The organism is Pseudoalteromonas sp. 1181_04 (assembly GCF_052850545.1).
The window spans coordinates 39040-58194 of the sequence record NZ_VXCS01000009.1; the positions used below are offsets into that span (position 1 = coordinate 39040).

At 39.6% G+C, this 19155-nt stretch carries 15 protein-coding genes; 9 read left to right on the forward strand and 6 right to left on the reverse strand.

Annotated features, from left to right (window positions below; translation table 11 throughout):
* Positions 1 to 10 precede the first annotated feature (10 nt).
* Together FW757_RS09015 and FW757_RS09020 are read left to right on the forward strand one after the other, a co-directional pair.
* On the forward strand, positions 11 to 562 hold the full coding sequence (locus tag FW757_RS09015; protein WP_446441127.1) for an RNA polymerase sigma factor: 552 nt from the start codon (positions 11 to 13) through the stop codon (positions 560 to 562).
* On the forward strand, positions 549 to 1163 hold the full coding sequence (locus FW757_RS09020) for a hypothetical protein (protein ID WP_446441128.1): 615 nt from the start codon (positions 549 to 551) through the stop codon (positions 1161 to 1163). The genes FW757_RS09015 and FW757_RS09020 overlap by 14 nt, the downstream gene beginning before the upstream one ends.
* A gap of 113 nt (positions 1164 to 1276) precedes the next feature.
* Here the strand turns inward: FW757_RS09020 and FW757_RS09025 are convergent, their stop codons facing one another.
* The 3 genes from FW757_RS09025 to FW757_RS09035 form a co-directional block, all read right to left on the reverse strand.
* The gene (locus tag FW757_RS09025; RefSeq protein ID WP_404699673.1) at positions 1277 to 2203 is read right to left on the reverse strand and encodes a reverse transcriptase family protein; all 927 of its coding nucleotides are present in this window, start codon (positions 2201 to 2203) and stop codon (positions 1277 to 1279) included.
* A gap of 210 nt (positions 2204 to 2413) precedes the next feature.
* The gene (locus FW757_RS09030) at positions 2414 to 2689 is read right to left on the reverse strand and encodes a hypothetical protein (RefSeq protein WP_404699674.1); all 276 of its coding nucleotides are present in this window, start codon (positions 2687 to 2689) and stop codon (positions 2414 to 2416) included.
* Complete coding sequence (locus tag FW757_RS09035; RefSeq protein WP_404699675.1) at positions 2689 to 3555, reverse strand: phosphoribosyltransferase-like protein; 867 nt, start codon at positions 3553 to 3555, stop codon at positions 2689 to 2691. The genes FW757_RS09030 and FW757_RS09035 overlap by 1 nt, the downstream gene beginning before the upstream one ends.
* Before the next feature lie 95 nt (positions 3556 to 3650).
* Here FW757_RS09035 and FW757_RS09040 point away from each other — a divergent pair, with 95 nt between their 5' ends.
* The gene (locus tag FW757_RS09040; RefSeq protein WP_404699676.1) at positions 3651 to 4055 is read left to right on the forward strand and encodes a hypothetical protein; all 405 of its coding nucleotides are present in this window, start codon (positions 3651 to 3653) and stop codon (positions 4053 to 4055) included.
* Positions 4056 to 5616: 1561 nt separating this feature from the next.
* A complete protein-coding gene (locus FW757_RS09045; protein ID WP_446441129.1) occupies positions 5617 to 6762 on the forward strand; it encodes a PQQ-dependent sugar dehydrogenase in 1146 nt (381 codons plus the stop codon).
* 71 nt (positions 6763 to 6833) lie between these two features.
* On the opposite strand, the gene FW757_RS09050 is transcribed toward FW757_RS09045, so the two are convergent.
* Positions 6834 to 8423, reverse strand: a complete 1590-nt coding sequence (locus FW757_RS09050; RefSeq protein WP_446441130.1) for an RICIN domain-containing protein — start codon at positions 8421 to 8423, stop codon at positions 6834 to 6836.
* 405 nt (positions 8424 to 8828) lie between these two features.
* Between FW757_RS09050 and FW757_RS09055 the strand changes: the two genes are divergently transcribed.
* From FW757_RS09055 to FW757_RS09065, 3 genes are all read left to right on the forward strand, one after another.
* Positions 8829 to 9278, forward strand: a complete 450-nt coding sequence (locus FW757_RS09055) for a carboxymuconolactone decarboxylase family protein (RefSeq protein WP_182718015.1) — start codon at positions 8829 to 8831, stop codon at positions 9276 to 9278.
* Positions 9279 to 9448: 170 nt separating this feature from the next.
* A complete protein-coding gene (locus FW757_RS09060) occupies positions 9449 to 9679 on the forward strand; it encodes a hypothetical protein (RefSeq protein WP_182794681.1) in 231 nt (76 codons plus the stop codon).
* 36 nt (positions 9680 to 9715) lie between these two features.
* Entirely contained in the window at positions 9716 to 9994 is a 279-nt protein-coding gene (locus FW757_RS09065; protein WP_404699684.1) for a helix-turn-helix domain-containing protein, read from the forward strand.
* 67 nt (positions 9995 to 10061) lie between these two features.
* On the opposite strand, the gene FW757_RS09070 is transcribed toward FW757_RS09065, so the two are convergent.
* Positions 10062 to 11438: a Na+/H+ antiporter NhaC family protein gene (locus tag FW757_RS09070; RefSeq protein ID WP_182718013.1), complete on the reverse strand. Its 1377-nt coding sequence runs from the start codon at positions 11436 to 11438 to the stop codon at positions 10062 to 10064.
* A 150-nt stretch (positions 11439 to 11588) separates the two neighbouring features.
* Entirely contained in the window at positions 11589 to 14036 is a 2448-nt protein-coding gene (gene pbp4b, locus FW757_RS09075) for a penicillin binding protein PBP4B (protein ID WP_182761001.1), read from the reverse strand.
* 486 nt (positions 14037 to 14522) lie between these two features.
* Here pbp4b and FW757_RS09080 point away from each other — a divergent pair, with 486 nt between their 5' ends.
* Together FW757_RS09080 and FW757_RS09085 are read left to right on the forward strand one after the other, a co-directional pair.
* Positions 14523 to 15368: a MurR/RpiR family transcriptional regulator gene (locus tag FW757_RS09080; protein WP_145240869.1), complete on the forward strand. Its 846-nt coding sequence runs from the start codon at positions 14523 to 14525 to the stop codon at positions 15366 to 15368.
* Positions 15369 to 15879: 511 nt separating this feature from the next.
* Positions 15880 to 18921, forward strand: coding sequence for a carboxypeptidase regulatory-like domain-containing protein (locus FW757_RS09085; protein ID WP_446441131.1), 3042 nt, complete (start codon positions 15880 to 15882; stop codon positions 18919 to 18921).
* Positions 18922 to 19155 lie beyond the last annotated feature (234 nt).

The following is a 19155-nucleotide window of genomic DNA, read 5'->3' on the forward strand; positions in this document are numbered from 1 at the left end:
AAGGTTGCCTATGCTTACAAGCTTAAAGTCATGGTTTATCAGTCAGCCCAGTAACGACTACTTGGCTGACTACGCAAAAAGTGGCGACAATTGCCACTTAACTAAACTCGTTACCTTGTTTGGCAACGATTTGTATCATTACTTAGTCACGCAAAGTAATGAGCAACTCGCCTTTGATATAAGCCAACAAACATGGTTAAAAGTGATGGAAAAACGCCATTATTATCAACCGCAAGACAACCCGAAAGCCTGGTTGTTCCGCCTTGCCCGTAATGCGTTAATCGATGAATTTCGCAAACAACAGCGTTTTGTAGAATTAGAAGACGATACTGCAATTGCAGCACCTAATACTCAGCAAAGCTTTGATTACGAAGCCTTTAACCACGCTTTAATGCAACTAAGCTTTGTACAACGCGAAGCGCTCAGCTTACAGCAAGAAGGCTTTTCGCTTGAAGACATACAACAGATCACCCAAAGCAATCATGAAACCGTAAAAACACGGCTACGTTATGCAAAACAAAACTTAAAAACATTATTAGGAGGCTACCATGAACAAGCATAACGAACAGTTTGAGCAGCAACTTAACCAGCATTTTAGTGAGCGTAAAAAACGCCACACACTGACGCCTGAACAACAGGCATTGTTTACGCAAATGCCGAATCAAAAAGCTAATAAAAAGCCGACTCGATTTTTATTACCCCTGCAAATGACCGGCCTCGCCTGTGCTCTGGTAGTACTGGGCTTTACCATTTTTAACAACACAGAACAACAACACACACTTAACAACGCCTTTGCCGTACAGCAAAGCAGTTACCACTTTATAGAAATACACCAAGTAGATAATGCGGGCAGTTATTCAAGTGAGGTAACCCGCCAAAAACAACAACTCGATGACAAACTCGCCGCCGACTTACGCCTACACCAACAACGCTACATTGAATACGGGCAATTAGTAAAAGTGGATAACGACTGGTACATCGCCAGCTGCCACAGCGAAGTGCTCATTCAAATAAAAGACTCGCTATTGAATAACTTAAAAACCAAACACGCCGTAGCGAGTGATATTGTAAAAGGCGACATGCTCGCCATGGCCCACAACAGCCAAGGCCAGATCATAGCGCTTAAACATGCGGGAGATGGGGTAAAGATGTGTAGGGGGTAGCAAGGAGGATAATTGCTATTTTATCATAGAGAATTAGCATCCTAAGGTTTAACTATCAACTGAGCTTAAGATTGGAACTTAATACGAAATTATAGGCTTTTAAAATTTTTAAATTAACCACGCAATAATTCTTTATAATTGTTCAAAATTATTTCTCTTTTACTTTTAGCATATTCATTATTTGGTTCGACTTGTAATAGATAGTTTATTTTTCCAAGGGTTTTTTCATATATTAATGGATCAAAATTTGGCATTTCATATAAACAATCTCTATTTCTTTCAAGTTCATACACTTGTGCTCTAAGCTCTCTTTTAAATTTCTTGGGGACTTTAACCTCTCCACTAGATATGGAAATGCCAGTTATTATTTTTTTACTTCCTTCAACTTTAAATTTAGTTTTATCTTCATTTAACCTAAAATTGTATTCACTTAAAATTTCAACTACTATTTTTATTAATCGCTTTGGTATTTTGTCTCCCGAAAAAGCTAGATCATCAGCATAACGAGAGTATTTCAGGGCAAAAGATTGTGCAAGTTTATCAAGTCGACAATCTAAATGATAAAATACAGCGTTGCTTAATTTAGGGCTAGTACATGCTCCTTGTGGTAAAGAGCCATCCAATGTGCACAGGTATGAAAGTTGATTTACTAAATTACTATCGAGTCCAAGCTGGTAAAAAATATTGAAAACCTTGTCACGTTTGATGTTTAAGAAAAAATCATTAATATCAATTGTAAGTAGCTCTTTTGAACCGCAATGCAACTTTGCGTGTTCTATTGCATTCCTACCACTTTCGAAAGCATAAGCTTTAGTGTGAACTTTTAAAGCATCAAAAAACTTTGATTTGCACCTTTCTTGTAAAAGGTGAAGGGTAGGATAAGGCGAAGTAATTTTCCTAAAACCACCTTTTCTTTTGGGTATATTGAACTCCCTATAATAGTCTTCCGCAGAAAATAGGATACTAGAAACAACTGTTAAATTATGAGTCGTATCGCTAATATCGAGCGATTCAAATAAGTTTTCTAATTTTTTATTCATTAAAGTTAAACCCCACCCCTACTTACTATGGTTTTGTTATTAAAAACTTTTCACGTAGTGAAAATTTTTAACTACCTCGCTCGAATTTCACTTCGTTCGAGTGAGGTAGTTAAGACTTTTGAAGGTTAAAGTTAACCTTAACGATAAAGGCGAATACACCTTATATTGCTAGAGCTGGGGTTTAACCCTTTCACTTTCACTTTTATGAAATCATATGTCAAGCATTGTTTTATATAAACATTTAGGTTTATTTGTTTTTATAATTTTATTGATAATTGCTACTTGTTGATTATCAATTTTAGGAGCAATTGTAACTATCTGGCCTTCAACATTAACTAAATCATTTTTTTTTAAAATAGAAAGGGCTTCAATGATTATCCTTGGAGAAAGGTTATATTTTTGGTGAAGATAGAACAACTCACAGCTGTTTTTTTTTATGATTTCATTAAAGATAACTTTTGTAGCTATTTTTATTTGTTCATCCATTAGCCACTCCTCACAAAAAGAGTTGAATGTTTTTTATTATTTTTAAGCTCTGGCCACCAAAAAATAGGGAATACATTATTAGGGCAACTATATCCCTCCCAATAGTATAAAGCTTCGCTTTTTTCATAACCTAAAGAATAATTTTTTATTTTACGATTCTTGTATGTCTCATTTAACCTACTCTCTATTTTTAGCATTATTTCAATTTTATTTTTTATGCTGCTGCTATCACTACCTACGCTAATGCCTTTATCAAATTTATTTGCAGTAAAAAACTTCACACATAAGTCATTTTCAATAACATTTAAACCAGAATTCATAGCTGAAAAAGAGATGATGTAAATATTGAAATTTTCAATTCCCAATGAGTTCACCTTTAACTGCTGCGATAGCCAGGCGTATTTTTTAGAAATCTTTTGGCCACTTCCGATAAAATCATCAAATATTATGATATTCCTCACACTCTCATTAATCCTTCCAATTAAATCAGGTATGTGACTAACAAAACATTTCTCCCAGTCTCCTACTGGCTCAATATTTTGTTCTAGTGATTGAAGACCAGCTAATGAACCATCTACTTTACCAACGTCGGCAACCGAAACTAAAATGGTAGAATCTGGCGTAAGCTTTTCTGAAGCAATGTAATCATTTATTTTATTACAAGCCAACTTTTGACTACTACTATCAAGAACAAAAAACTTATCACATAACTCTTTCATTAACTTTCTTTCATCAGATTCAGAACATAACTCCCATATATTTATTAACTTATGTTCCATTCCTTCTGCCCATCTATGATTTGATAGAATACCGTAAATATCTATAAATGCGTCTCTATCTAAAAATCGATTAGTAATATCTACCATTAACTCAATCCTGTAATCACATAAGTTGACTTATATGATTGAACATAATATAAACATTGAATATTATCAATAATTTACTTAAAGAGAGTTGCAGCATGGACTGGGACGTAATAATTACTTCCATATTAGCTGGAGGATTAGCTGGTCAAATCATAACATTATTAGGAAATAACCATTTTACTAATAAGCGAGAGTTTGCTAAATGGAGACTAGAACAAAGGCATAAAGCTATAATTGAAATATTAGATACACTAACTTCAAACCCAAAAGATGGGGAGCTTCAGCAATGGACACATAAAATCAGAAGCGCATCATTAAAAATCCATATTTTATATAAAGATGGTAAAGCTCCCTTACCAATAAACAACTCTTTGGAAAGTGTATTTAGATTAGCACAAACAAAAAAACAAAATGCGCAGACTGATAATTGGGATGAAGATTTCAGAGTGGCCGTTTCAAAATTAAGACAAGAGTTAGCGACTCATATAAATTCAAATTAGAAGTTTAGCTTTTTGAAAAAAGCTCACCTCTTTAAGCCTTGTAAGGAACTGGTAATTAAACAAGCTTACAAAGGTGTTTGCCAAACTCGTTTCAAGACGAGTAAAGAAACTATTTTTTATAAACTTATAACAAAGCAATTATAATCGATACATAGATGACTAGAAACGTAAGACCAAGCTCAAACACAAATCTCACGTTTAACACCCTTCCCCCGTCATCGCGCCCTGAAAATAAGTAATTGATGAGTAATATCGCGCATGGCAGGATTTTGTTCCCGACAAATCCTAAGTACCTACATCCATGTAGGCAATGCGCGATAACGCGAAACAAGGCCATGGGTGAAAAGCGTAGCTTTGAACGAGAGGCCACGGATGGCCGAACTGGGGAGCGTACAAGGATGTGTAAGTTGGCCTATCTTCGCCGTTTACGTTCACATCAATTACGCATTGAAGGATTAAGCGTGATGCTCGGGGCGCCGAGGGGTTCCAAGGGGCGACCGGCGGCAGCCGCCCCTTGGTTGCTGCCAGCAATCTGGCAAAAAACATTGAATAAGGTTTCTTTAAACAGTTAGCGAGTTTGAAAGCGACAAGTTAGCAAGCAATGACTAAAAGTTACACGCGCCAGCAAGCTTAGCGCCTACGGTGGTGAACTTATCACTGGTGTTAAACCCTTCGTGGCTGAAACCATCTCCTACAACCAATATTTAAGCTCTGTGCAGCGAAGCGCCTCTGTGCTCTCGGTGGTGAACTTATCACTGGTGTTAAACCCTTCGTGGCTAAAGCCATCTCCTACTTCCAATATTTAACCTCTGTGTAGCGAAGCCCCTCTGTGCTCTAGGTGGTGATATTCACTTTCTCGCCCTAAAGGGCGACCTACAATTTAAACGCCCCCATTGGTTTTATCGTTGCACTTTAGCCAACCAAACCACGCGCGCCAGCAAGCTTAGCTGCTACGATAGTTAACTCTATCACTGGTGTTAAACCCTTCGTGGCTAAAGCCAGCTCCTACATCCACTATTTAACCTCTGTGCAGCGCGAAGCGCCTCTGTGCTTTCGGTGGTGAAATTCACTTTTTCGCCCTAAAGGGCGACCTACAATTTAAACGTCCCCATTGGTTTTATCGTTGCACTTTAGCCAACCAAACCTCGCGCGCCAGCAAGCTTGGCGCCTACGCAGGTTAACTTATCACTGCTGTTAAACCCTTCGTGGCTAAAGCCAGCTCCTACTTCCAATATTTAACCTCTGTGCAGCGCGAAGCGCCTTTGTGCTCTCGGTGGTGATATTCACTTTTTCGCCCTAAAGGACGACCTACAATATAAAGTGGCTAGGTTCGAGGAAGTGACTAGGTACTAGGATTGTGCCGTAGCTCGTCGCCCGCCGCACGAAGCCATCATTTTTTATTCGTAGCTTAAGCTATCTCCTACGACGAAACTTGAAACAGCAATAACTCGACTTTTATCCCGCTTTTTCTACTAATAGTCGCACTTTAGTAAATGTTAATAACAATTAAACTATTAACACGCTACTCTATTTACATCGTGTTTAAAAAATTGGAGTCATCATGAAGACGTCTTTTTACACCAGTTTAGCTATTGCTATGGTCAGTTTATCTACCTTGCAGGCGTGTGCGCAGCAAGCGGAACAAGAAATCCCTGTCGCTAAAAGCGCTGATAAGTATCAGCTTGAATTAGTTGCTCAAGGAGTAAATATTCCTTGGGGAATGGCGTGGCTTAACGAGCAAGATTTATTGGTAACAGACCGCGCTGGTGAGCTTAGGCTAATTCGTAATGGCAAACTGCTAGAACAAAAAATTGCAGGGCTGCCTAACATGCATGCGGAAGGTCAAGGCGGCTTATTAGATATCGAGCTTGATCCTAACTTTAAAGATAATGGCTGGATCTACTTTTCTTACTCAGGTTATGAAGGCGATGAAGAAGGCTACAATACATCCATTATGCGTGCGCGCTTAAAAGATATGGTACTAGTCGACTCGCAGCTGCTGTTCGACGGCACGCCAAACACCACAACCAGTAAACATTACGGCTCGCGTATTGAATTTGATAAAGACGGTTACTTGTACTTTTCGATTGGTGATCGCGGCGCGCGTGATGTTCACCCACAAAGCTTAGAGTATGATGCAGGAAAAATTCACCGTATTAATAGCGATGGCTCAATCCCTGAATCAAACCCATTTGTAAACCAGCCAAATGCACGTAAGAGCATTTACTCTTACGGCCACAGAAACCCACAAGGCATGGCTATCCATCCAGAAACGGGGGCAATTTGGAGTCATGAACACGGTCCTCGCGGTGGTGATGAAATCAATATTATTAAAGCGGGTGCTAACTACGGCTGGCCAGAAGTAACTCATGGCATCAATTACATTAGTACCAAAATTACTGATGAAACAAGCCGCGAAGGTATGCAACAACCCGATTGGGTGTGGGTGCCGTCTATCGCCCCTTCTGGGATGGAGTTTGTTACAAGCAGCAAATACCCGCAGTGGCAAGGTCATGTGCTTGTTGGCGCTATGAAGTTTGCACACTTAGTATTGGTTGAACTTGATGGTAATAAAGTAACGGGTCACAGCAAGCTATTTGAAGGTGCAGGCCGCGTGCGCAGTATTGCAACCCACCCTAATGGCGATTTATATCTGGGTATTGATGGTATGGGAATTTACCGTATCGTGCCTAATAGTAAAATCTAACGATTAATACACGCAATGTGATGAAGCCCTCTAATTGAGGGCTTTTTGCATTTTTAGATGGTTTGGATGTATTACTGCGGCCCTGTACCGCCATCAACTTGACTGCCTAAGCTATTGGCATTGTCTAAACTGTATGGGTATAACTGAATATCGTTAAAGATGTTAGCGCCATTGTCGCGATACTGATCGGTTGCTGACACACCAGTATACACATTTCCTGACGCGCTAAAGTAGCCTGAGCCTTGGTTCCAATGTGGTTTTGCACTGTTTTCAAAGTAATTATTTTCAACTAATACTTCAGCGCCATTACCTGCGCTAATTGCAAAATAAGTAATATTTTTCCAATAGTTATTAAACATGTGTACACGTGAATTATAACCGTCTACTTTAGGGTTACGCCCTGCCGCTGTATCCCAAAAGTTATGATGTGCCGTTATTTGAGAGTTTTTGAATAAATGAGTGTACCAATGTTGGTTAGCACACACTTGCGTATTATAACCATAAAAGCGGTTCCAGCTTAAAGTGATATTTTGGCTATTGCCAATATCAATATAACCGTCACTAATTTTATTAAACGCCATATGATCAATCCAGATGTGGCTACTGTCATCAACAGAAATAGCATCCCCCGCTTCAACTAATGCAGGGTTAATATCTTCAAGTAAAATATTACGTATGATGATATTACGATCATTACTGATCACTAAGCTTGCGCCGATGATTTTTGAGTTTTTCCCCAATCCTTCAAGGGTTTTATTTGAGCGAACACGAAGACGAGAGTCATTACGTGTAACGTTAACCGTGTTGTTGGAGCTGCTACCTAATTCACTACAACTTTGGTTACCAACCGGTAAGCGATACCAGGTTTTACCGTAATCGCCCCATGTGCCACAATCGAGTGGACATGCTGCAACAGTTCGGTTTGCCGTATGGCAGTTAATCGTTGTATTGTTAGGAACTTGAATAACCGCAGTTGATGTTGAGTTTAATGCGGCTGTTAACGCACTGCAGCTAGTTACAATAGTAGGAGATACATTACCGCCGCCAGTTGTAGTTGCAAGGCCATCATTACCTGGTTGTGCTGCAAAACCAATTAAACCAGCTGTTGTTTGACCGCCACCACTACTGCTACCACAACTACCTGAAACAGGGTTGATATACCAGCGCTGTGAACTGCCACCCGCATCATCATTTTGATACACATTGGCACCGTTTTGCGAACCCGCCACAGTTAATGACTTTTGCGTAAGTTTATTAACAATATTAAAGCCTCCCGATGAAGACAACTTCAGCTGCCAACGTTGATTGTCACCTTGCCAATCGTCATACACCACAATATTAGCACCATTAGACTGTGACGAGTTGAGTACATCAAGTACTTGGTTATTATGTTGCGAACGAATAGTCCAGTAACCATCACTGCCTTTAGTAAAAGCAAACTTCTGGTTTGTCCCCCCCCAATATTGATAGCTAATTACATCCGGTGCGCCACTAGTATCAGACGTATTTACATCTAATGCCAAGCTAGAGCCACGGTTAATTACAGAGTAAACCTCACCTGAGGTGGGCATAGTTGTACAATTTTCTGCCAATGTAGCAAAGCTACAAGTAGATAACAGAAGTAAAAACAAAGTCTTTTTCCGTTGTATCAGTGTTGTCATAACGCTCATTCTTTTGCTCCAATTTATGCCATTCCTTGAATGGTGTTGTGTAAAATGCAAATCCTGCACTTAGGTACAAACAGTTAATAATTATCGTTTGCGCACTTATATTAGGATCATTTATATTACAAATAAAGCTAATTGTTAAATAAAAGTAAACTACAGTCATTATCGACTGTGAGATTTTTAAAGCTTAAGAGCTAAATTAGTATTGAAATTCGCTAATTTTAGGGTGTAAATTAATATATCAGCGACTTATACCGTTTTATTATTGTGTAATAGTATGATAAGTCTTTAGCGAGGTACGACTACACTAAAAACAAATCAAAAAGTCGTTTTTTTACAATTCTTTTTATTTATCCGTCAATAAACTAGCTAGTAGTTATTTATCGATTTGGAACTATTATGAAAAGAGCGAATTACTTTAATATCGAACCCGAGTTAATGACCTACTTGATTGATCAAGAAGTACTGATCAAACAGAAAGTCGAGGCTACCTTTGGAGTGACAATTTGGGAGCTGCTAAAACTAAGAGCATCACAGTTAAACCAATGTGCATATTGTTTAGCCATGCATAGCAAACAAGCACTGGAGTATGGCGAGAGCATTAACCGCATTATTGCCCTCAATGCGTGGCAAGACACGCCACTTTATAACGATAAAGAACGTGCTGCATTAGCGCTTTGCGAGAAGTTGACTTTGTCACAGAACATTGATGATGACTTTTACCAAACACTTTCAGCATTATTTGATCAATCAAGTTTAGTTACCCTCACCGTAGCAATTAATGCTATAAATAGTTGGAATCGTATGGTGAAAATGTTTAAACCGACAGTCGAGTTTAATGAACGATAAACTATTTACAGCCCAACGGGCGATATCGCTGATTATGTACAAGCAGTTTGGTTTGCAAGCGCCCAATCTTCAGGGGAGAGTTGGCTCCCCTGCGATGGCGCAAAAGGCGTTATATTTTTGCTATCTGGGCGTCTTAATTTAGCTGGAAAACCATTAAATTCCCCTATTTCATGCAAACCATATCAACACAGTCAGCAAAAATAACGTTTACTGCTGACTCCGTTTTTTGTGGGATCCGGTTTAAACCCGCTGGACTTGCCCATTTACAAAAGGTAAATCATTCGCTTGTGGCGCCTGCAACCTTAACAGGTTTAGCACAGGCGCTTGACCAATATGCTAACTTAGATTCGTTTATTGATTTGTTGTCGGCGCACCTCAATGCACCAAAAATACACCATTAGGCTATTGAGCACACACAAAAACTGATCCATAAAATAATCAATCTTACCCCACTAAGTACTGCTTACGAGCACACCCCTAAAGGTAAGCGGCAATTAGAGTGCTACGTTAAAAACACCTGTGGCATCACTGCCAAACACCTAGCACGTATTTACAGAGTCAGGCAAGCCAGACAACTTATAAAAGCAAACCCACAGCTAAGCTTGGCACAACTCGCCCTTGAGTGCGGGTTTTCCGATCAATCTCACCTAAACAATGAGTTCAACGCTATTTTACAAATACCCCCAGCTAAGTATAAAAAGTTAATTCAGCAATAAAAAAGCCTGCAAAATTGCAGGCTTTCTCGTTAACTTTACTCTCGCTAGCTTTACTCTCGCTAACTCTTTACAACACAATAATGCTCGTAACTAGGTAAGCTACAAACGTTAAGCCACCCGCGAATAATGCATACGGCATTTGTGTTTTAACGTGAGTAAGCAAGTCACAGCCGGAGGCAATAGCTGACACCGCACTGGTATCTGATATTGGCGAGCAATGATCGCCAAATACGCCGCCACCTAAAATTGCCGCAATCACTAATGACGGTGGTAGGCCGAGCGCTTGAATTAATGGCACACCAATCGGGATAAGTATTGCAAATGTACCCCATGAGGTGCCTGTTGTGAAAGAGATCACCGCACCGGTTACAAACAACACTGGTACGACTAAGTAAATAGGTAAGTAATCACCCACTAAGCCCGCAACAAAAGTGCCAGTACCTAAATCTTTTAAACTGGCGCCGAGAGTCAATGATAGTAATACAATCGCGACTAAGGGTAATAACTCACCCATGCCTTTAAAGCCAATATCAACCAGTTTATGGTGAGTAAATTGACGAGAGCTTACCATTAATAAGTAGGCGACAACGCAAGCTAAAATAGTTGCATACAATACCGACTTAGAGCCACTGCCGCTGGCAATATCACCATTACCTGACCAATACATAAAGCCGACCATGCTACCAATTAATGTAATTAGTGGTACTAACATGTAACGTGCTTTAGTCCCTTTGACTTCTTCTTGCAGCTCAGTTTTTTGATATTCCACTTGCTCTTCAGCCTTTTTAAGCGGGCCGTGTACTTTATCAAACGAGATTGTGTAAAACACAATGAGTAAGGTGATGATGGCGTAAAAGTTATAGCCTATGCTGCCCCATAACACCGAGACTGCCGATTCTGACAGTTCATAATTACCAAGCAAGCCAAGTATGTATGCCCCCCAACCATTAAGTAAAATCAAAATACACACAGGAGCACTGGTACTATCAATAATGTATGCTAAGCGAGCACGGCTCATTTTAAATTTATCGAATAAACCCCGCGATAAAATACCCGCAGTCAGTACACTTAAGTTAGATTCTATAAATACCGCAATGCCTGAAAACATGGTTAAATAACCCACTTGGCGTTTACTCTTTGCCACACCTTTGTTCATCAACACATTTACTGTTGCAGCCACACCGCCCGATTCGCGTATGTAAGCAAGTAATGCACCGATTAAGATACTAAAAATTAGGATACGACTATTACCTGGCGAACTTGCTACGCTCACCACGCGCTCTATGGTATTTATAAATGTATTAAAAAGTGTATTACCGTTACCTTGCAAGGCCAGCAAAAACTCTGAAGAAGCAACAGCGACAAGTAGCGCCATAATGACTTCTTTACGCCAAAATACGATCAAAATCGCAATTAGTGGCGGTAAAATTGAATACCAAGACATACTGTAACCTTTTTTGTGGTGAGTCTATGACTCACTCTAATTATTATCAGGCCTTTGTTATAAAGGCTGGAACAAACTCATTAGCTTAATCTGTTCGTCAATAAACACAACTTAAATCGATTAGCGATAAGCTGAACACTGCCATTTAGATCAATGCTTATTTAATATTGCTTCATAAATTAGCGAAACAATTGAGCCATATTTACCGGTTTCAAACTTTCTCCCCATAAATTCATAATCTGTTTCATTCCCTTCAATCGGGGTATGGCGAGCATTGGTAAGCAAAATTATCGCCAAGTCATAAGCGGGATCAATCACAGTAACCGTGCCCGTCCAGCCAGTGTGACCATACGCTTGTGGGCTCGCGTACGGGCCAAAATGCCATTGTAAAGCACCGTTACCGGCACGACGCCAACCTAAACCATAACTTTCATCGCTGGCTTGCGGGGCAATGAATTGCTCTAATACTTGCGGGGTAAATATTTGCTTATCACCATAGCCACCGCGATTCAGCAATAACTGCGCAAGCACAGCTAAGTCTTGACCTGTACTAAAAAGTCCTGCGTGACCTGCGACCCCACCTAAGGAATAAAATGCTTTTTCGTCATGTACTTGTCCTTGTAAAACGTCGGTACGAACATTATCAAAGCTGATCCGTCCGTCACGAGTGTTTCCCATTAACTCAGTGGCAGCTATTTGGTTTTTTATAAAGCCCTTTTGCAATGGATTATAAACGGTGTGGGTTAAACCAAGCGGTTGATAAATTTGCCCTTCAACATAATTATCCAGCGACTGCCCGGAAAGTCGCTCCACTAATACACCGAGTAACATGTAATCAATATCTGAATATAAATGTTTAACGCTACGACCCGCAACAAATGGCACGCCTGTCAGTAATAAGTTTTTAGTACGTAAGCTATTTTGTGAAAAGAATCGCTCACCAAACTTATTATCTTTACGATGAAAATCAACTACCGCTGGATAACCTGCACTGTGGGTCAGTAAATCTTTGACTAACCGCTGCTCACGGCCCGCCCCACGAAACTCAGGTAAGTAATAAAATAGCGGTTTTTCTACATCAACTTTACCTTCACTGGCTAATTTCATTAACGCTAAATTTGTGGCAAACATTTTTGAATTAGAGGCAATATCAAATAATGTATCGCTTTTCATCTGCTGTGGCTGCTCTAATAATGAGCCATCAGCAAGGTATTTTTTAGCATCTCCATAGTGGCTTAATTTAATTAACTTACCATCTTTGATCACTGCCAGTACGGCACCGGGAAACCCTGCCGCGACTTCTTCGTTGATCAATTTATCCACATTATTAAACTGCACTGACTTTACGGGCTTAGTTACTAAAGTTGGATAAGGAAAACGTAATGTTAAACTTGCCCCTTCAGGCTGCACATTTTCAACCTTGAACGTATTTGTGCCGTTGTGGGTCCGTTTAGATAAGCTGTATTTGTAACTCTTATTTGCCATAAGTGGCTGAGCAATATTTATTTTTTCACCATTGATAAAAATATCCGCGCTCGTTACGGTGTTATTTTCAATGATAATTTCGCCTCGGCCTTTATAAGCTTTAAATGTACCACGGTCATTAACAAGTGCCCGAGAACTTGGATTAGGATTTGGTACCTGCAACACAACCTGCGCATTTGCTAAAGGCTTAATAATCGGTTCTGGGGCAAGTTGCTGTTGTTGATATTGCAACATTAACTTAGCTGCTTTTTTCGGAAAGTACTTCTGCATCAAAGCAAACAATACCGCAGCGCTGCGCGCATCTGCATTACCGCTTACATGCCAAGGTAAAAAGTGCATTTGAAAGGCACTTAATGTATCAAGGGTTTGTGGATCAAGTTGATTAGTCACGTGTACATCATAACCATAACCACGTAACGCTTTTTGCATTAAACTAATGGATGGTTTAACTAAATTAAATTGCTGCCAATATTTATCAACCGTGTCACTGTCATACCATGCACCAATACCAGCTTGGTACAATTGATACCATGGAAAGCGCGGACCTGGATCGTTTTTTCGTGTAGGCGCTATATCGGAGTGCCCTACAACTTGAGTTGGGCCAATATCAGGGTTACGGGCTAAAATACCTTTACTGAGCTCAATCAATAACGCTATTTGTTTAGCGTCAAAATCGGGGAAAATACACAGTTTTGAGGCGTCATTTTCCATTTGCTCATCAGGTTTAACTTCGGGATAGTGACAGCTTGGTACGTTAACAATTTCGATACCAATTGATTGATCATTTAAATCTTCACGGCCTTGCCAAAAGCTTGTCCCGGCATGCCACGCCCTATCATGTTCATCAACTAGTTGAATTACTTTTAATTCATCCTCAGGGTAGCTAGGATCATTTAACTCTGGTAATAAATAATGAGCACTTAAACCACCTTCATCGACTAAAGCACGCATCGATTTTTCAAAATCAATAGCGGTGTAATGCATGACTAAAAACTTAACACGATGACTGTAATTGGCAGATTGTGTAAACTCGTAAGGTGTTGAAGCGCAACTAGTCAAAAGTGCGGCAGTTGTAACTAAACAAAGTTTTTTAAACCAAGATAAAAACGTCATAGCCTTCTCATTGCTGATCAAAGTAAATAAGCGCAATCCCAAAACCACGATTAGCGGTATGTGCTTTTAGTAAACAATACATTAAATAAACCCAGTTCTCATATTGTTATTATAGTTTGGACAACTCAATTTGAGTTGTATAAACCAAACCCTATCACAGTAAAATGATTTGTAAATAATTTATTTCAACAAGTAAATTAAATAAAGATATTTTATCTCACCATAAAAACAGTGCCCAAGCGACTAGCAAATAAATCTGTTAGTTCGCGCTATTGGTGTTGTAAAATTAGATAATTAAAACTATATTATTCCAATTATTCTTAAACAATATTCCAAAACTTAATTGCGGCTATTGGGAATAATTTATTTTTTGTACGCACAGGAACAAGAGTAAAAACTAAGATGGTTACATTTGAACCTAGAATAAGTACAAATTTATTTCGATTAATGCTATAAATACGCCAAATATAAAAATAAGCGGGTAGTATGTCTACATTTGTAAAAATTAAAGCCTTACGTCAGTCCCTATCGAGCAGCGAAGCTAAGCTAGCCGACTTCACATTGAACTCAGCTAATGCTATTCGTAATCTTTCGTCTGTAGAGCTGGCTAAAGTTGTCGGCGTGAGCCAGTCAAGCGTTGTAAAATTTTCGCAAAAACTGGGCTACAAAGGCTTTCCAGCATTTAAGCTGGCTGTCATTGATGCACTCAATGATGAAACATCAGAACCAAAACTGCATGGTAAAATCACCTTAAGTGATTCACTAGAGCAAATAGCAGAAAAGCTACTCAGTAGTAAACTTGCTGTGCTTACTGAAACAAAAAACCTCAATGAAGCGCTAGCCATTGAACAGGCTGTTAGCTTGTTAAAATCAGCTAAGCGAATTTTAATTTGTGGTTTAGGGGGCTCTGCCCTGGTGGCTAAAGACTTCTCTTATAAGCTGCAAAAGTTAGGTATGCCAGCAATAGCTGAACCTGATGGTCATGCGCAGCTCGCCTATGTATCAACCTTTGCAAAAGGCGACTTAGTTATTGCGATCAGTGAATCGGGTGTTACCAGAGAAATTGCTGAAGTGGTAAAGCAGGCTAAGAAGAACGACAGTTACGTGATCTCTGTCACTAAATTTGGTAGTAATCCTGTTGCTGATCAAGCCAATGTTAGGCTTTACTCTGTGGCAGAAGAAGAGTCAGTCCGTTTATCATCGATACTTGCCCGTACTGCGCAAGACTTTGTTATTGATATTCTATTTATCGCTTTAACGCAATCGAGTCGTCAAGGTCGTAAATTACTAGAGCATTCAAATGACGTTGTTGGTGAATTTAGAAATCACTAACCAACGACATCCTAAAGAATTAAGGCCACTATTGTGGCCTTTCTTATTATAAAAACCACTTTAACAACAGCCGTGCAATAATAACCTATCTCTCGTTTGCTAATTTATAAATTATTTCTTTATTCCATGCCAACCAAAATTTTTTAGTTCATAAACAATAATTATTATTGTAACTCCAACAGTATTGTTCCAACTCAATAAAAAATCCTCCTTCTTTAGAATGAAAAACACAAAAACATGTTATTTCAATACATTAAATATGAGTAACTGCGCTAAAAATCGCGAAAACACTCCCCCAGCCTTACGCTTATATTGACAAAAAATATAACGAAACCAGTTTTTATATATTTTATTTATAGATACAAACAAAATAAGGAAGAATTTATTCTTGACCATTAATGGCAACGCATGTTTAATGGAATAGCAACAATTGATCAAAGTTTATAACTCTGTTTGGGGAATCAACAAAGTTCAGAGCGATAAGCTAATTATAATAAGGACGGGGAAAACAATGAAAAAACATGTACCAACCTTCACTATAAGCTCGTTAGCGCAGGCCACACATCGCGCTCTGCGAGTGCCAAAAACTGCAATAACCACCGCTATAATAGCTGCCTCGCTAGCAAGTGCTCCTGCATTCGCGAATTTAAACGGTAGCATTAAAGGTAAGGTAAAAACCGAGCAAGCAAACCAATCACTAGCGGGTATAACCATTACTGCACGTAGTAACGTCATGCCAAAAGCGCGTACGGTGGTAACCCGTGAAGATGGCAGTTATGATCTCCCGCAACTAAAACCAGGCACTTATGAGCTGACCTTTGAAGACAGCAGCGGCGTTACACAAACAATAACTGTTGATGTACTGCTAGAGCAAACCTCAAGTGCTAATGTTGTTCTTGGCGGTAAAAAAGATAATGTTGAAGTAATTACAGTGACAGGCAGTAAACTATTTCGCCAAGGTAAATCAGCACTCACAAACTCATTAGGTGAAGACGGAATTAATAATGTCCCTGTAGGTCAAGATTACCGAGACCTTTTAAAGCTTGTCCCTGGTATAGAACTTTCGGCAAATTCAACGTTGGGCCCATCCGCTGGTGGATCAGGTGTTGATAACTCATATGGCTTTGATGGTGTTAATGTGTCATTGCCGATGTATGGAAACTTAGCTTCAGAGCCATCAACACACGATGTTGCCTTTGTTACTATGGACAGAGGTGGTGCAAAAGCGGTTGGCTTTAACCGTTCTGGTGGCTTTTCAATTGACACAGTATCAAAATCTGGTACGGATGAGTTTCACGGTAATATAGAATACAAAATACAACCAAAAACCTTTGTTGCAACGCCAGTAGGTGAAGAGAGCTTTGAGCTTGATAAAAACTGGTTAACCGCAAGTTTAAGCGGTCCACTGATTGAAGATACATTATATTTTTATACCTCTTATTACCGTCCTGAAGAGACCAAAGCAAACAAAAACACAGCCTATGGCGAAGTAAAAGATTATGAGAGTATCCGCGACGAATACTTTGGTAAATTAACCTGGGCACCAACTGATGATATTTTGATAAATATCTCACAACGTACCTCAGATAAAGAAGTTAAAGGCGATTCGATTGGTGCTTACGAGATGGACACTGTATCTGTCGGCAGTAAAGCTGATCAGGATATCTTTACTTTAGATGGTTCATGGATCTTAGGATCAGCAACCACACTTTCGTTCCAATATAGTAAGTTTGAATTAGAAACAGGCTCACAACCTGATACACCATTGAGTGTAATCCCTTCTTTATCAAGCCAACTTGGTATTGATGACTTAGCTCAAATGGGTTATTTCTCTGTCCCAAGCTTAAGAAGTTATGACCCAGATGAAGGATTTAGCGAAGCACAAATCGCCGCATATAATGCTGGCGCAAATGCATTAATTAATACCTATGGCTATCTTGAAGACGCAGTGATGAAAGGCAGTGGTGGTGTTGGTGCATACGCAACTTATGACAATCAAAACTTTTATCGTGATTCCTTTGAAGTTATTTTAGAACATGAACTTAGCTGGGGCGATGCATACCACATACTCCATTTTGGTGCAAAATGGGAAGAAGGCGAAGAGCAACTAACCAGACTCTCTAACGGTTGGGGTTCAATTGCATACATTGGTGGCTTAGTTGATGCTGATGCAAACACTGATGGTTTTGACCCTGCAAATGCTATCTACCGTGCTCGAGTCCAACAAATGAGTTTAGCAACGGCTGATGGCGCGCCTGTTACGGGCATTAACTCTGAAACACGCAGCCTAAACTTTGAAATTAACGATACTATAGAATTGGGTGATTGGACTTATAACTTAGGATTATTGGTCAGCCAAGACACGTGGTATGGTCAAGGCTTAAAAGCTAAATCAGGTACTATTTCTGGCTATGAAGTTGCCCCTGGTCACAAGTACCAAATGTACCAAACCGACTGGAAAGATATGCTGCAACCTCGTTTAGGTGCAACATGGACTTATTCTGACGAAGATTCCGTATTTGCAAACTTTGCGATTTATAATCCTGAAGCGAGTTCATTATCTCGCGCAGCATCATGGGATCGAAACACTCGTGCCGAAATTGAGTTATTACTAGATGAAGCTGGTAATATTTTATCATCTTCACCTAGAAATGGTTCATCTGGTAAAGTATTCCAAGATGATATGAAACCACGTCGTATTAACGAATTTACTATCGGAACCACTAAGTATGTTGGTTCTGACTTAGTATTACGAGCTCATGTTCGTCACCGTAAAGGCATGCACTTTTGGGAGGATATGCCAAACAATGCGCGTCTAACTGATTACTCAGGTGTTGATGCCGAAGGTGTACCGCAACACATTGCAGATAAAGGCTTATATGTAGCTAACTTAGCTGATATTCGCGACGAAATTGGTGGTTCATCGTATGTAATTGCAGAGGTTGATGGCGGCGAAACCAAATACTGGGAAGCGAGTATTGAAGCCGAATACTTGGGTGAGAATAGCTACGTAAACGCTTCATATGTGTGGAGTCACTACTATGGCAACTTTGACCAAGATAACACCACAACAAGCAATGATGCGAATAACTTTATTGGTTCATCTTATTATGGTGATGGTCGCGGTCGTTACCCTTGGGATAATCGCTATGGCACACTCTCAGGTGATAAACCTCACCTGTTAAAAGTATACGGTTACTATACTCTTCCTTGGGAAGCTAACTTAGGGGCGTACTTCGTATTCCAATCAGGTAAAGCATGGGAAGCATGGGATGGAACAACATACGGATACCCTACAAGCCATATTAGCCGCTATGCAGAGTCTGCTGGTAGTCGTCGCACTGCTAGCCATTGGCAACTAGACTTAAACTATACGCAAGACTTTAAGTTCTCTGGTGATATGGAACTACAATTTCGTGCTGATCTCTTCAACGTATTTAATCGTCAAACAGGTTATAACAAAAACCCGTATGTACTTGAAGAGAAATTTGGTGAATCGCGTAGCTACTACAATCCACGTAGCTTGCAGTTATCAGTTAACTTTAAGTTTTAATCTTATGGATTAAAGTAAGCGCTTAATGGGCGCTTATTTCCCCATCCATGGTAAGGCCACAATTGTGGCCTTTTTTAATGCCCTTTTTAATGACTAATAACTCAAATCATCCCAATACAAAACAAATACCTTATTTGCTTTTAACCCACCTTGTGGCAAAGTTAAAATGCAGGTCGCGGTTTATCCCAACATGTAGGCAAAGGTTTAACGTTATTGTCGCGAGGTAAACTCGCT